This is a genomic window from Alphaproteobacteria bacterium, assembly GCA_040905865.1.
Taxonomy (GTDB): domain Bacteria; phylum Pseudomonadota; class Alphaproteobacteria; order UBA8366.
The window spans coordinates 21,909-35,703 of sequence record JBBDQU010000066.1 but is presented as its reverse complement, the minus strand read 5'-3'; the positions used below and the strand labels follow the sequence as shown (position 1 = coordinate 35,703).

At 61.6% G+C, this 13,795-nt stretch carries 14 protein-coding genes and 1 pseudogene; 4 read left to right on the top strand and 11 right to left on the bottom strand.

All coding sequences use genetic code 11. The features are described 5' to 3' along the window. The first annotated feature begins 79 nt into the window (after positions 1-79). The 3 genes from WD767_14665 (at position 80) to WD767_14655 (ending at position 3,044) form a co-directional block, all read left to right on the top strand. Positions 80-400, top strand: a complete 321-nt coding sequence (locus WD767_14665; GenBank protein ID MEX2617335.1) for a TraR/DksA family transcriptional regulator — start codon at positions 80-82, stop codon at positions 398-400. A gap of 123 nt (positions 401-523) precedes the next feature. Next, positions 524-1,672 (top strand): pyridoxal-phosphate dependent enzyme, encoded by a 1,149-nt coding sequence (locus WD767_14660; GenBank protein MEX2617334.1) that lies wholly within the window; start codon positions 524-526, stop codon positions 1,670-1,672. A gap of 154 nt (positions 1,673-1,826) precedes the next feature. After that, positions 1,827-3,044: an MFS transporter gene (locus WD767_14655; protein ID MEX2617333.1), complete on the top strand. Its 1,218-nt coding sequence runs from the start codon at positions 1,827-1,829 to the stop codon at positions 3,042-3,044. A 6-nt stretch (positions 3,045-3,050) separates the two neighbouring features. On the opposite strand, the gene WD767_14650 is transcribed toward WD767_14655, so the two are convergent. The 4 genes from WD767_14650 to WD767_14635 all read right to left on the bottom strand — a co-directional run bounded on the left by WD767_14650 (position 3,051) and on the right by WD767_14635 (position 6,868). Continuing rightward, positions 3,051-4,244, bottom strand: coding sequence for a pentapeptide repeat-containing protein (locus tag WD767_14650; protein MEX2617332.1), 1,194 nt, complete (start codon positions 4,242-4,244; stop codon positions 3,051-3,053). 135 nt (positions 4,245-4,379) lie between these two features. Next, the gene (locus WD767_14645) at positions 4,380-5,723 is read right to left on the bottom strand and encodes an ATP-binding protein (GenBank protein MEX2617331.1); all 1,344 of its coding nucleotides are present in this window, start codon (positions 5,721-5,723) and stop codon (positions 4,380-4,382) included. Beyond that, positions 5,711-6,394: a response regulator transcription factor gene (locus WD767_14640; GenBank protein ID MEX2617330.1), complete on the bottom strand. Its 684-nt coding sequence runs from the start codon at positions 6,392-6,394 to the stop codon at positions 5,711-5,713. Before WD767_14640 ends, WD767_14645 begins: the two co-directional genes overlap by 13 nt. A 42-nt stretch (positions 6,395-6,436) precedes the next feature. Continuing rightward, entirely contained in the window at positions 6,437-6,868 is a 432-nt protein-coding gene (locus WD767_14635) for a MarR family transcriptional regulator (protein ID MEX2617329.1), read from the bottom strand. A 292-nt stretch (positions 6,869-7,160) separates the two neighbouring features. On the opposite strand from WD767_14635, the gene WD767_14630 reads away from it, so the two are divergent. Further along, positions 7,161-8,048, top strand: a complete 888-nt coding sequence (locus tag WD767_14630; protein ID MEX2617328.1) for a branched-chain amino acid aminotransferase — start codon at positions 7,161-7,163, stop codon at positions 8,046-8,048. 36 nt (positions 8,049-8,084) lie between these two features. Here the strand turns inward: WD767_14630 and WD767_14625 are convergent, their stop codons facing one another. The 7 genes and pseudogenes from WD767_14625 to uvrC form a co-directional block, all read right to left on the bottom strand. After that, entirely contained in the window at positions 8,085-8,288 is a 204-nt protein-coding gene (locus tag WD767_14625; GenBank protein MEX2617327.1) for a DUF4169 family protein, read from the bottom strand. 2 nt (positions 8,289-8,290) lie between these two features. Further along, positions 8,291-8,770, bottom strand: coding sequence for a molybdenum cofactor biosynthesis protein MoaE (locus WD767_14620; protein MEX2617326.1), 480 nt, complete (start codon positions 8,768-8,770; stop codon positions 8,291-8,293). 1 nt (position 8,771) lies between these two features. Then, positions 8,772-9,023, bottom strand: a complete 252-nt coding sequence (gene moaD / locus WD767_14615) for a molybdopterin converting factor subunit 1 (protein MEX2617325.1) — start codon at positions 9,021-9,023, stop codon at positions 8,772-8,774. Continuing rightward, a complete protein-coding gene (gene glp, locus WD767_14610; GenBank protein ID MEX2617324.1) occupies positions 9,020-10,306 on the bottom strand; it encodes a gephyrin-like molybdotransferase Glp in 1,287 nt (428 codons plus the stop codon). Before glp ends, moaD begins: the two co-directional genes overlap by 4 nt. Next, a complete protein-coding gene (gene mobB / locus WD767_14605; protein ID MEX2617323.1) occupies positions 10,293-10,814 on the bottom strand; it encodes a molybdopterin-guanine dinucleotide biosynthesis protein B in 522 nt (173 codons plus the stop codon). Before mobB ends, glp begins: the two co-directional genes overlap by 14 nt. A gap of 28 nt (positions 10,815-10,842) precedes the next feature. After that, on the bottom strand, positions 10,843-11,454 hold the full coding sequence (pgsA, locus tag WD767_14600; GenBank protein ID MEX2617322.1) for a CDP-diacylglycerol--glycerol-3-phosphate 3-phosphatidyltransferase: 612 nt from the start codon (positions 11,452-11,454) through the stop codon (positions 10,843-10,845). A 55-nt stretch (positions 11,455-11,509) separates the two neighbouring features. Further along, positions 11,510-13,357 (bottom strand): annotated as a pseudogene (gene uvrC / locus WD767_14595) (excinuclease ABC subunit UvrC). Between the last annotated feature and the right edge of the window lie 438 nt (positions 13,358-13,795).

Below are 13,795 nucleotides of genomic sequence, written 5' to 3'. Positions count from 1 at the left end.
GAGGAAATTTTCCAACAAACCGCGAAAATAAGCTACGGTCGCGCAATGAGTTGGCAACACCCGATACAGGTATGGAGTCATGTTGGACACACAGAAGATAAAGGCGCAGCTTGAAGAACGAATGTCGTTTCTGAAGGCGCGGGTGCACGAGATCGAAGAGGATCTGAGGGAACCCGCGGACCCGGATTTCGCCGAACAGGCAACCGAAGCCGAAGGCGATGAAGTTCTCGAAGGCCTGGAAGATTCCGCCCTGCATGAAATCGCGCAGATCAAGGCCGCGCTGGCCCGCATCGCGGCGGATACCTATGGGGATTGCGCAACCTGCGGCGAGGCGATTGACGAGAAGCGGCTGGCGATTCTGCCGCATGCCGCCCAGTGCATTTCCTGCGCCTCGAAATAGACGCATGCTTGCCCCGGCGATTGGCGTTTGCGCGGCAAGCGGCGCCGCAATGGGTGTAGGCGAAACTTCGGTACATGTCGCCGCCCTGATCCGGAACTGAATGGCAAGCCGGAGCCTGATGAAATGAACACCGTCCCCGCGCGCTACATCAACCCGCGCACCGGCGCAATCTGGCCCACGACGGAACCGCTGTGGAAGGCGCCGGATGACGGCGGCTACGTCAACTTGACACCGGGTGCGGGGTTGAGCCCTGACGATATCGTCGTGAGCGAACATTCGCTATGGCGCTATGCGAAAGCGGTTCGCCTGCCGGGACCACCGGCGGTGACACTGGGCGCCGGGTGGACGCCGTTGCTCGCCGCATCGTGGCAAGGCGTACGCGTACACTTCAAGGCGGATTATCTGATGGTTTCCGGCTCCTTCAAGGACCGGGGCACGATGGTCATGCTGAATTATCTGAAACAGGCGGGCGTATCGGCAATTCTGGAGGACTCATCCGGCAATGCCGGCGCATCCGCCGCCACCTACGCGGCGGCGCTTGGCCTTGCCTGCCGGATTTTCGTCCCCGCCGCCGCCCCCGAAGCGAAGAAAATCCAGATGGCGGCGATGGGCGCCGATGTCACCGCCATTGACGGCAGCCGGGATGACGTCGCGGATGCTGCGCTGGCGGAAGCGGCCAACACGTTTTATGCGGCCCATAACCACCAGCCTTTTTTCCTGGAAGGCACCAAGACTCTGGCCTTCGAGCTCTGGGAACAGTTCGGGTTCAGGGCGCCGGATTGTGTCGTGGCCCCACTTGGCCAGGGCAGCAACATCATGGGCAGCCATATCGGCTTCGCGGAATTGCTCGCCTGCGGGCAGATCGACAGGCTACCGCGCATCCACGCCATCCAGGCCGCCAACTGCGCGCCCTATCACGCGGCGCTTCAGTCAGGCGTCCGCGACGCAACCCGTTTTCCGGCCAAGCCGACCATTGCGGACGGCATCGCCTCCGCGACGCCGGTGCGATTGCGCGAAGTCCTGGACGCCGTGCACGAATCCGATGGTTCGATTACAACCGTCGAAGAAGACGAAATCGTCGCCGCACTGCGTAACCTGGGCCAGATGGGCTATTTCGTGGAACCCACCAGCGCCACCGCATGCGCCGGGCTCAGCAAGCTGCTGGCGGACGGCACCATAGGCCCGAACGAGACCGTGGCCGTCGTCCTGACGGGAAGCGGGCTGAAGGCGGTCGAAAAAATCGGCGGCGCGCTCGGCCGGGCACGCGCCTGACCCGACATTCGCGTGTGGCGCCGCCGTTACCGGCCTTCCGGTTGCCCTGGCTGGGAATTAATTTGCGGCACGACTGATTTGCGTTACTGAATAGGCAGCTTTATCGGGAAAACAGGCAACGCAGCCGCGCGCTCCGTGCCGGGAGCGCTCCTTGATGACACCAGGCCGAATCACTGCCGTCATATGTGTTTCGCAGGCGCTGGCGCAGATTGGCGCGTTTGCGGTGGCGGCGCTGCTGCCGGCGTTCATCGATACGTGGCGATTGACCAATACGGAAGCGGGATGGATTGTCGGGGCGTTTTATGCCGCCTATACCCTGACGGTCCCGGTACTGGTTTCGCTGACCGACCGGGTCGATCCAAAACGGGTATACCTGTTTTCCACGGCCCTGACGGCAATGGCGCTGTTCGGTTACGCCCTGCTCGCCGAGGGTCTGTGGTCCGCCGTATTTTTCCGTATCCTGGCCGGTATCGGCTGGGCCGGAACCTATATGCCGGGCCTCAAGGCGCTCAGCGACCTTGTCGAAGGCCCCCGCCAGTCCCGGGCTGTATCGTTTCACGCCGCCGCCGTTGGCGTCAGCGGCGCCTGTTCGTTTGTGGTGGCGGGTATGGCTGCAGCCTGGTTCGGATGGCAATGGGCAATCGCCATCGGCGGCGCCGGTGCGCTGCTGGCATGCCTGATTATGGCCGCATTGCTGCCATCTCGGATACCGCAGAGACGGATCGGCGGACACACCGCGCTTTTGAATTTCCTGCCAGTCCTGCGAAACCGGTCCGCGCTGGCCTATTCGCTGGGTTATCTGGTCCATACCTGGGAAATGAGCGTCCTGCGCACCTGGGTCGTGACGTTCCTGTTCTTCGCGGCCGCCCGATCGGGCGACGGCGCGCCTGTGATTTCGCCGACAGCCATCGCCACGGCGCTTGCGCTATTCGGCGTCTGGGCCAGCGTGTCCGGCAACGAACTGGCCATGCGGATCGGCCGCCGCCGCTTCGTGTTCATCGTCATGCTGGCTTCGATGGCCATGGCGCTGGCTATCGGCTTTGCGCCTGCGGTTTCGTATGAATTCGCCGCCGTGCTCTGCATTCTGTACGGCATGCTGATCTGGGCCGATTCGTCGTCCTTGACCGCCGGCGCCGCCGGTAGCGCCCTGCCCGGTCAGCGGGGCGCGACGCTCGCGGTTCATTCGACGATGGGCTATGCAGGCGGCTTTATCGGACCGCTGGCCGTCGGGCTGATCCTCGATCTGGCCGGAGGCGGCGTAACAGCCTGGGCGCTGGCGTTTGCATCGGTTGCCCTTGTCACGGCTATCGGCCCGATGACGCTGCTTATCCTGAAGCCGAAAGACCTTCCGGGTGACCGTCCGCACGTGTGATGCGCTCTATTCCCACTTCACGCCATCCATGTTGCATTCCGAAAAATCGACCCCGGCAAGATCGGTATCCGCCAGTATGGCATTCTTCAGGCTCACGCGCTGGATCCTGCCCGTGGCGTTTCCATCCTTCGCACGCAAGGGGATCGCGCCCAGGACAACACGCTGCATCCTGGCGCCCGAGAGATTGGCTTCCGTCAGGCTGACGCCGGTCAGGTTGGCGGCCTCCAGGTTTGTATTGCGCAAGTCGGCGCCGTTGAGATCGGACAGCATCAGGATGCAGCCCGTCAGGTTCGCACCGCGCAGTCGCGCGCCGCGCAGCTTTATCCCGCTAAGATTTCGCCCGGACAGGTCGAAATTCTCGAGGTTCATTCCGGACAGGACAGCCGGCCGGCCCGTCGCCCCGCCGCTCTTGACCCAGGATTCGTGCTGGTGCAGCGCCGCCCGGAATTGCGCCGGAAAATCGCCAAAGGAAATTGCCGTGACGGATTCGCCAATCGTGCACCGGTTCAGGTCGATAACCATTTCCAGGGCCGTATCCATCCGCGCCCCGCGCATGTCGGTCGCGTCGAAAATGGCGTTGCGCAGTTGCACGCCGCGCAGATCCGCCCGCTCCAGGCTGGTTCCGGCCAGCCGGGCCTCCGACAGGTCGGCGCCGCGCAGGTCGGCATTGGTCAGGTTGGTCCCGGACAGGTCGGCGCCGAACAGAAAGGCGCCTTCGAGACTGGCGCCCACGAGGCGCGACCCGCGCAGATCCACGCCGGACATACGGGTACGGCGCATCGTCGCATAGTTCATGAAGCAGTCGCTGATGTCGGTTCTGTCCCGCCCAAGCGTGCTCGCCCCATCCGCTTCAAGTATGATACCGCCGCGCAGGTCGGCTGCGTTCAAATTCGCGTTTTCGAGATTTGCGCCGCGCAGCATCGCGCCCTTCAGGATGGCCTTGGTAAAATTCGCGTTGCGCAGATCCGCATTCAGCAGGTTCACGCCGAACATGTCGGCTTCCACAAGGCTTGCCTGCACGAAGGAAGCGTTCTTCAGGATCGCGCCGACAAAATTCGCCCGATCCAGCGACTTTCGCGAAAAATCCTCCTCCATCAACTCCCGGCGCGAAAGGTCCGCCTGCCGCCCGCCATCGCTGTTAACCAGCCATAGTTTGTGGCTGTCGAGAATTTCGGGGATATTTACGTTCCAGGTGGGCAATTTGGTATCGTTTTCCAGGGGTTTGGCCGCAGCGGAACCCTATGTCCCATAACCGGACTATATTAATTAAAGGATGATTTATTGGTTAACGTCATCCCTCAATATAATCACGCCGCCGGCAATACGCGGCCGGTCTCAGATCGGCAGCCGGACAAGGGCGCGAAGACCGCCATGCGGCGACGTTTCCAGCACGATATCGCCCCCATGGGCACGGGCGATATCGCGCGCGATCGCCAGGCCAAGACCCGTCCCGCCGGTTTCGGGGTTGCGGGATTCGTCCAGCCGCAGGAAGGGACGAAACACATCTTCGCGCATTTCCTCGGGAATGCCCGGGCCGTCATCGTCAATGGAGATTTCGGTTTCGGCCCCCCGCTTGCCGGCATTGACCCAGATATGCTCGCCATAGCGGTTTGCATTCGCGATCAGGTTTTCAAGACACCGCTTCACCGCATTGGGCCGCAACCAGGCCTGCAACCGGCCCTCTACATGCGCATCGATGACCGTGCCATTGCGCCGCCATCCGTTCACAACATCTTCGACAAGGCTGCTGAGGTCGGTCTCGACCGCCGGTTCGTCCCCTTCGCCACGTGCGAAAGTCAGGTAGCCTTCCACCATCTTTTCCATTTGGACCACGTCAGCCTTCAGCCCTTCCACTTCAGGACTGTCGCCAAACATGGCGAGTTGCAGCTTCATGCGGGTCAACGGCGTGCGCAGATCGTGGCTGACGCCGGAAAGCATATCCGTGCGCTGGCGAATCTGGCGACGGATGCGTTCCCGCATCAGGTTGAAGGCGCTCGCGGCCTGCCGGACCTCCATTGCGCCGCCGGCACGGAAATCTTCCTCCACCGGCCGCCCCTTGCCAAAACTGTCCGCGGCGCGGGCCAGCCGCCGGATCGGGCGGATCTGATTGCGCATGAACACGGACGCAACCGCAAACAGGATCAGCGACGAACCGACCATCCACAGGATGAAGATGTAGGTTGTCGAGCTGAACAGCCGGCTGCCCGGCGCCACAACCCGCATGACTCCCTCGGCCAGCTGGATTTCGATGACGACCTGTTCCTTGTAGGAGGATGTGTCGATATGAAAAGGGCGGTTGATCAACTGCTTCAGCGAAATCGTCAGGACCTTGTCGATCCGCTCGTTTTCCACCGGCAGGGTTTCGTTGGGCAGGATGGCGCCCGGATGCATGGTTATGGCAAAACCGAAGGTCCGGAGAGCTTTGGAGAACAGCAGCGCCTGCCCTTCCGGGCTGGGATCCTCGCGCAATTCCTCCATGACCATCGCGATATCGCCGGCGATGGCGCTGGACAGCCGGCGCGTGATCGATTCCCAGTGGCGATCATAGAAAATATGCGCGGAAATCAGCTGCAACAGGATCAGCGGCGACACGATGATCAAGAGCGACCGGCCGAACAGGGTGCGCGGCAGAACCCGCTTTACCAGCAGGGCGGGATTCCAGCGATTTAGTCGGGCCACAGAACGTACCCCCGTCCGCGCACCGTTTTCAGATATCGCGGCATTCTGGCATCCGGCTCGATCTTGCGGCGCAGCCGCGTTACCTGAACGTCGATCATACGGTCGCTGCCATCGATTTCACAAAGCTGCGTCAAATCTTCGCGGCTCAGAACGGTACCTGCGTTTTCGGCCAGGACTGCCAGAAGGCTTGCTTCGGACGCGGTCAGCCGGATTGCGTTGCCGCCGCTGGACAGCACCTCCCGTTTGGGGTCGAACAGGAACTCGCCGATACGGATTTCCTTCCGATCCGTCGCGGAAGGTCGAACGCGGCGCAGTATCGTCGTGATCCGGAGCAGCAGTTCGCGGGGCTCGAAAGGTTTGGTCAGGTAGTCGTCCACACCGCCTTCCAGCCCGTCGATGCGCGCGTCTATCCCGTCCAGCGCGGTCAGCATCAGTATCGGGACAGCACTGCCTTCGCGGATCGCCCGGGTCAACGCCAGCCCGTCTTCACCCGGCATCATACGGTCCATCACGATAAGGTCGTACTCCATTGCCTGCAGGCGCGCCCGCGCGTCGATGGCCTCCATGGCGACGGTAACCCGGAAGCCATTGTCCATCAGGTATTTGCGAAGCAGGTCCCGCAAGCGCTTGTCGTCGTCGACGACAAGGATATGAGGTTCGTCCGGCATCATCGCACATGCATCCCGGCAATCTGCCTGTTTTGCTTCATCCGCCTACCTGTCCGGATCCCCGTCGGGGGCGAACCGCCGGCGATCCTCGTTCCCCGATATCAGCGCCAGTATGACCTTCCGGAAACCTTCCACCGCGTCCGCGCCCGATTCCCTGTATGCCCGATAAAACCGTTCGCGCTGGTTGGCGGTCAATTGCATCTCCAGGGCGCGTCCTTTCACCGTCAGTTCCAGCAACCGCTGGCGCCTGTCCTCGACACCCTGTACCTGCACGATAAAGCCTTCGCGCACCAGTTGTCCCAGAACGCGGTTCAGGCTCTGCTTCGTGATTTTGAGGATGGCGAGCAGTGCAGACACGGAAGCACCCGGATAACGGCCGACGAAGTAAATCACGCGGTGATGCGCGCGGCCGAAACCGAACTGCTGGAGAATGGCATCCGGTTCCGCCGTGAAGTCGCGATAGGCGTAGAACATCATTTCGATACCCTGGCGCAGCTCCTCATCGCGCAGATATGAAGGGGTTGCAGTTGTGGGCGCCGCGCTATCCACCGGTATACTCCTGTATGATGCCGCGTATATTATGGCAGCATGTTTGACACAAAAATCGTGCGAATGTTACAAAGTCGGCCGGTTTTCCGACAACATGTTACTTTATTTCATGTTGCCGGTAAATTTACTGGGCTGTTGGATCGTCAGAGGCGATTCCAGCAGGCCATGATCCGATCAAATATTCGCATGAAACGGATCGATCAGGGAGAAATCGATGGATATGAGCTACGATAACCGCCCGGGATTTATCTGGATGGATGGCGGCCTGGTTCCCTGGAAGGATGCCAATGTCCATGTCCTGACGCATGCGCTGCATTACGCATCCTGCGTGTTCGAGGGCGAGCGCGCCTATGACGGCCGTATCTTCAAGCTTAACGAACATACCGAGCGGCTTTTCGCCGGCGCCCGGACCATGGATTTCAAGATTCCCTATACGGTCGATGAAATCAATGCCGCCTGCAGACTGGTCGTGGAAAGGCAGGGCATCAAGGACGGTTACATCCGGCCGATCGCCTATCGCGGCGCGGAGATGATGGGCGTTTCGGCCCAGAAAACACAGATACATGTGGCCATCGCCGCATGGGAATGGCCCGATTACTTCGCCGACCGGATGGCCGGAATCCGCATGAAATGGGCAAAATGGCGCCGCCCCGACCCGGCGACAATTCCCTGCAAGACCAAGGCGGCCGGGCTGTACATGATCTGCACCCTGTCAAAGCACGATGCGGAACGCGAAGGCTATGCAGACGCGCTGATGCAGGATTATCGCGGCTATATCGCCGAAGCGACCGGGGCTAATATTTTCATGCTGATGGAAGACGGCAAACTGCACACGCCGGAACCGGACTGCTTCCTCGACGGCATTACCAAGCGCACGGTATCGGCCCTTGCCAGGAAACGCGGGTATGAGATCGTACAGCGGCATATCAGGCCGGAAGAACTCGCCGGCGCATCGGAAGTCTTTCTAACGGGTACCGCCGTCGAAGTAACACCTGTCCGCGAAATCGGCGAGTACCGCTTCACGCCCGGCGACATGACCCGGACGCTGATGCAGGATTACGACATCGAAGTCCGCAGCGAGGTGCCCGCGACGCTCAACGCCGCCTAGAGCAGATCGCCTTCTGCCAGGCCATGTCGTCGTGGATTACGCTGTCTCGCCGGGGTCGGGATCGGAACCGTCCAGCTTCTTGCTGTCGAGATCCGATTTCGCGCGGTCGGCGGCGTCCTGGTCCCGTTTCTTTTCAGGCATCGTGCGGCCAGCCAGGGCGCGGCTGCGCGCCGCCTCGGCGGCTTTCTCGTTGCGGGCCCTTTTCTTGCGGAACTCACGCAGGTTGATGATCTCGGCCATCGCTATTCCGCCGCCCCCTTCCGGGATTTCGCAGCCCAGCGTTCCGCCGCCACATCGTCGCTCTCCAGGGCTTCCACCCAGCGTGCCTCGCCCGTCCCGGTTTCCTCCAGCTTCCAGAACGGCGCCCTGGTTTTCAGCCAGTCGATCAGAAAATGGCAGGCGTCGAACGCCGCGGCCCGGTGCGGGCTGGCGACAACGACCAGAACGATCCGGTCGCCCGGCGTCAACCGCCCGTAACGATGGACGATCAGGCTGGCTTCCAGCGGCCAGCGAGCATTCGCCTCGTCATCGATTGCGGCAAGCATTTTTTCGGTCATGCCGGGATAATGCTCCAGGGTCATCGCGCCCGATCCCGCAGCGCCGTGCATGTCGCGAACAAGGCCCACGAAGCTCGTCACGGCGCCAATCTGTGTATTGCCCCTGGTCAGCGCCGCAATTTCCGCGCCGGCATCGAAATCGTCACGCTGTACCCGTACGGTCATATCAACCTCCGGTCATAGGCGGAAACAGGGCCACTTCCTCGTTGCCTTCGAGCGCTGTCTCCAGCGTAGCAAATTCCTGATTTACGGCAACACGAATTGCGCTGGTATCCGCCAGCGCATCCGAATATTCCGGGCCGCGACCTTTCAGCCAATCGATCAGCCCCGCCACGTCGCGCACGCCATCCGGGAGCGAAATATCCTCCTCACCGGTACCCGTGCGCTGCCGCAACGACGCAAAATACAGAATCTTCATGGCATGACCTCCGTGAATGGCAGGAAGTCTACCATGTTGCCCGGCTCCAGCGCGGTCAAGTCTTCGGGCAGCATGACCAGGCCGTCCGCGCCTACCAGCGAGGACAGGACGCCGGCCCCGCTACGGCCGTTTTTATACGCCTCGGGAAAACCGTCGGAACCGGTTTCAATGCGGGCGCGGACAAATTCACGGCGGCTGATTTTCTTGCGATGCTCAAACCCGGCCCGTACCCGGAACGTGATCGGCGCCGTATCCACGGCCCCGGCAAGACGCAGAATCAGCGGCCGCGCCACCATGAGAAACGTCACGATCGCGGCGCCCGGGTTGCCCGGCAATCCGGCGATCGGCACCGGGCCGCGCGGCGTGTTGATCTGACCGAGCGCCACGGGCCGGCCGGGCTTGATCGCCAGACGCCAGAAATGCAGCTTTCCCAGCGCCTCGACCGCAGCCTTGATGTGGTCTTCCTCGCCGGTCGACATGCCGCCCGATGTAATCACCAGATCGTGATCCCTGGCTGCGGCGGCGAGCGCATCGCGAATAGCACCGACCCTGTCGCGGATGATGCCCAGGTCCGTTACGCTACAGCCAAGCCGCGACAGCGCCGCCGTCAGCATGTAACGGTTCGAATCGTAAATTGCGCCCGGGTCCAGCCCCGGACCGCCCGGGTCGCGCAATTCGTCGCCGCTGGAAAAAACCGCGACGCGCAGCGGGTCGTATACATCCAGCGACGTTCGGCCCAGCGACGCCGCGACGCCGACCTCCTGCGGGCGAAGCCGCCGCCCGGCGGCCAAAACTGTCTCTCCGGCGCGAATATCCTCGCCCGCCGCCCGCCGGTTGGCCCCCGTCTTGATGCCGGGCCGGATCACAACCGTATCGCCGTCCAGCTGGCAGTCTTCCTGCATCATGACGGTATCCGGGCCTGCGTCGCCATCGCCGGAGGGCATCGCCGCACCCGTAAAAATCCGGGTCGCCACGCCACGCCGCGCCGGATGCGGTAGCGGATGCCCCGCCGCGGCGCGGCCGGTAACGGCAAGCCGGGTTTCCAGGTCCGGCGACAGGTCCGCAAAATAAACCGCATAGCCGTCCACGGCCGAATTGGCGTGTGGCGGCACATTCATCGGCGACACGATGTCCTCGGCCAGGATACGGCCGACCGCATGCGCCAGCGGCACCGTCGAAACACCGGCAATCGCGACAGTACGGTCATTCAGCGCCGCCAGCGCCTGGTCCAGCGGCGTCAATTCGCCTCCGAACGCAAAGCAGTCGTCGCTAAGCTGCGCCATGGGTCACGGTCTCCCGTAACCCGGTCGCGGCAAGAATGAAATCCGCGATACCGGGCACGTCGTTCAAATTCAGTACCGGCAGCGCCAGCCCTGTCAGGGCCACGTCGCAGGCAACGGCGACAATGCAGGGGTCATTCACGCAAAGCAGCGGCTTGCCGTTCGCCGGGCGATGCACCTCCAGCTTGGCGTGCGCATGTCGCTTGTAGCCCTCGACCAGCAGCAGATCCACCGGCGTCATGTTCACGATGATCTCGTCCAGATCGGGTTCCGGTCCTCCCTTATGCTCATGCATCAGCGCCCAGCGCCGGGCGGAACTGATCATGACCTCGGTGGCGCCGGCCTGCCGGTGTTCATACGAATCCTTGCCAGGTTTATCGATGTCGAAGTCATGATGGGCGTGCTTCACCGTGGACACGCTTATACCCCGCGACAGAAGCACCGGAATCAGGTTCACGACAAGCGTCGTTTTGCCGCTGCCGCTCCACCCGGACAGTCCGAATACCTTCATACCAAGCTACTCCGCTACGGACCGGGCCTTAGCCCGTGCTGTTCTTCGCCGTTTGCGCCGGCGCCTTTTTCGGCGGTGGCGCCGATTCCGTCCTCAGATGCACCAGACCGACCTTGAGATAATCATACCCCGTTACGATGGTCAGGGTCGCAGCGACCCACAATCCGATATCGCCGATAATTACCGCTGGAATAACATCCGGCGCGGCATCGCCGACAATCAGGAAGCCCAGTGCTAACATCTGGATGAAGGTCTTCCATTTGGCAAGTCCGCTGACGGGGACGCCAACCTTTATTTCCGCCAGAAATTCCCGCAGTCCCGACACAAGCAGTTCGCGGCACAGGATAACCAGCCCCGGCAGGATCGCCATCCCGACGATGCGGTCGAAGGCTACCAGCATGAAAATGATCGACGCGACTAGCAGCTTGTCGGCCACCGGATCCATGAACCGCCCGAAGCTGGAAATCGTGCCCATCGACCGCGCTGCGTAACCATCGAAGAAATCCGTGATACAGGCGAAGGCATAAATCGCGAGCATCACCCAGCGCACCGTATCGCCGTCGATCCAGAACAACGCAACAATTGCGGGTATGGCCCCGATCCGCGATAGCGTCAGGAGGTTCGGCAGTTTGCTAATCACGTTGCCATCTTTCAGGGCGGAAGCGTTTTTTCAGGCCAGCGGCTGCATATACATTCTACTGATCACTGTGGAAATGGCCATAAATTTTCTCCGCCACCGCCTTGCTGATGCCGCTTACCGCTTCCAGGTCGGCCAGTCCGGCGCGCGCAACGCTGCGGGCGGAACCGAAATGCAGCAGCAATGCCTTCTTGCGCTTCGCCCCGATTCCGGCGACATCATCCAGCGGCGACGCTGAAATGCCCCGGGATCGCCGCGCCCGGTGCGCGGTAATCGCGAAGCGGTGCGCCTCGTCCCGCAGGCGCTGGATGAAGTAGAGCAACGGATCACGCGGGGCCAGCATGAAGACGCGGCCATCCGGCCGATAGAACTGTTCGCGGCCGGCATTGCGATCCGGCCCCTTGGCCACGCCCAGCAGCGCGACATCGTCTATGCCGAGTTCCGCGAACACCTCGCTGGCAATGCCGAGCTGGCCCCGTCCGCCATCAACGATCACAAGATCCGGCCACTGGCCGTCGCGCCGTTCCGGATCTTCCTTTTGCGCCCGACGGAAGCGGCGGGTCAGAACCTCGCGCATCATCGCATAATCGTCACCGCCCTCGGCGTCGCCGTCGCCGCCGACGGTCCTGATATTGAACTTGCGGTAGGCGTTCTTCATCGGGCCGTCCGGACCGCAGACGATCATTGCGCCAATGGCGTTACTGCCCTGGATATGGCTGTTGTCGTAGACCTCTATCCGTTCCGGCGATGCGTCCAGATCGAGCCGTTCCGCCAGGGCATCCATCAGTTTGCGGTGCGACGCGCTTTCCGCCATACGGCGGCCCAGCGCGTCGCGCGCATTGGCAATCGCATGGTCGACCGGGTTCCGTTTCGCGCCGCGTTTCGGCGTCATCAGCTGCACCCTGTGCGATGCCCGCACCGACAGCGCCTCGGCAAGCAGATCGCGTTCCGCCAGATCATGGCTCAACAGAACGGCTTTTGGCGGCGGCTTGTCCGCATAGAACTGACCGACGAAGGCGGCAAGAACCTCCGACGCGTCCTGATGCCGGTCATGCGACGGAAAATAGGCCCGGTTCCCGTAATTCCGGCCGTTCCGGAAGAAGAAGACCTGCACGCAGGACTGGCCGCCCTCCATATGCAGGGCGATCACATCGACATCGTCCAGGTCCGGCACATTGATATCCTGATGCGCCTGAATCTGGGTCAGCGCGCGAATCCGGTCACGGATTTTCGCGGCGGTTTCGTATTCCATGGCCTCGCTGGCGGCTTCCATCTGCTTCGCCATCCGGGCCTGCACGGCACCGCTGTGGCCCGTGAGAAAATCTCGCGCCGCATCGACCATGGCCGCATAATCTTCTTTGCCGATCCGGCCCACGCAGGGCGCGCTGCATCGCTTGATATGATACTGCAGGCAGGGCCGGGTCCGGTTGCGGAATATATTGTCCGAACAGTTCCGCAGCAGGAAGGCGCGCTGCAACGACGTTACGGTCCGGTTGACGGCGCCGGCCGAGGCGAATGGCCCGAAATAGGCGCCGGGCCGGTTGCGGGCGCCCCGGTGTTTCACGATCTGGCTGAATTCGTGATCGCCGGTGATCAGGATATGGGCGAAGGTCTTGTCATCGCGCAGCAGCACATTATAGCGCGGCAGCAATTTCTTGATCAGGTTCGATTCAAGCAGCAGCGCCTCGACCTCTGTATGGGTCGTCACGAACTCCATGCGTTTTGTTTCGGCAATCATGCGCTGCAGCCGGATCGGCAATTGCGCCGGGCGCGTATAGGACGCGACGCGGTTGCGCAACTGCCGGGCCTTGCCGACATACAGCACATCGCCGCGTTCGTTGATCATGCGGTAGACGCCGGGCGCTACCGGCAGCGTTTTCAGGTAACCGCGAATCACCTCGGCGCCGGCGGCCAGGCCCTGATGCCGCATCGCCCTGTTGCCAGGCGCCGGGTCAGCTTCATCCGTCATTTCACAGACTGTCATTTCTCAAGTAACACATGGTAACCGCATGGCCGCATTGTAACATAATTCAGTATTTTCCGACGCTTCCGCGGCAACCCGGAATCTGCATGACGCTGTCGGAACGGATATCCCCGGTATATGTGCATATCCCTGTGGAAAACACCCTGTCGGGAGGCCTTCGGCCTGCTATTGCAGTGCCTTGACCTCATTGCCTAATAATTGAGCAATATGTTAAACAATTGATTTGATTGATATTTTTATAACTTGAATGTAACCAAATAGTTACCGTTCCGTTACAACGCTTTGGGAGAGTGAAAACACCGTCGCATAGCGCGAATGTGCACAACCTGAGCTGAATACTGTTCTGCACAGTCTTCGTTT

Coding starts and splice junctions, on each gene's coding strand:
- WD767_14665 (MEX2617335.1), top strand. CDS start 80: ATGTTGGACACACAGAAGATAAAGGCGCAGCTTGAAGAACGAATGTCG.
- WD767_14660 (MEX2617334.1), top strand. CDS start 524: ATGAACACCGTCCCCGCGCGCTACATCAACCCGCGCACCGGCGCAATC.
- WD767_14655 (MEX2617333.1), top strand. CDS start 1,827: ATGACACCAGGCCGAATCACTGCCGTCATATGTGTTTCGCAGGCGCTG.
- WD767_14640 (MEX2617330.1), bottom strand. CDS start 6,394: ATGATGCCGGACGAACCTCATATCCTTGTCGTCGACGACGACAAGCGC.
- WD767_14635 (MEX2617329.1), bottom strand. CDS start 6,868: ATGATGTTCTACGCCTATCGCGACTTCACGGCGGAACCGGATGCCATT.
- WD767_14630 (MEX2617328.1), top strand. CDS start 7,161: ATGAGCTACGATAACCGCCCGGGATTTATCTGGATGGATGGCGGCCTG.
- WD767_14625 (MEX2617327.1), bottom strand. CDS start 8,288: ATGGCCGAGATCATCAACCTGCGTGAGTTCCGCAAGAAAAGGGCCCGC.
- WD767_14620 (MEX2617326.1), bottom strand. CDS start 8,770: ATGACCGTACGGGTACAGCGTGACGATTTCGATGCCGGCGCGGAAATT.
- moaD (MEX2617325.1), bottom strand. CDS start 9,023: ATGAAGATTCTGTATTTTGCGTCGTTGCGGCAGCGCACGGGTACCGGT.
- glp (MEX2617324.1), bottom strand. CDS start 10,306: ATGGCGCAGCTTAGCGACGACTGCTTTGCGTTCGGAGGCGAATTGACG.
- mobB (MEX2617323.1), bottom strand. CDS start 10,814: ATGAAGGTATTCGGACTGTCCGGGTGGAGCGGCAGCGGCAAAACGACG.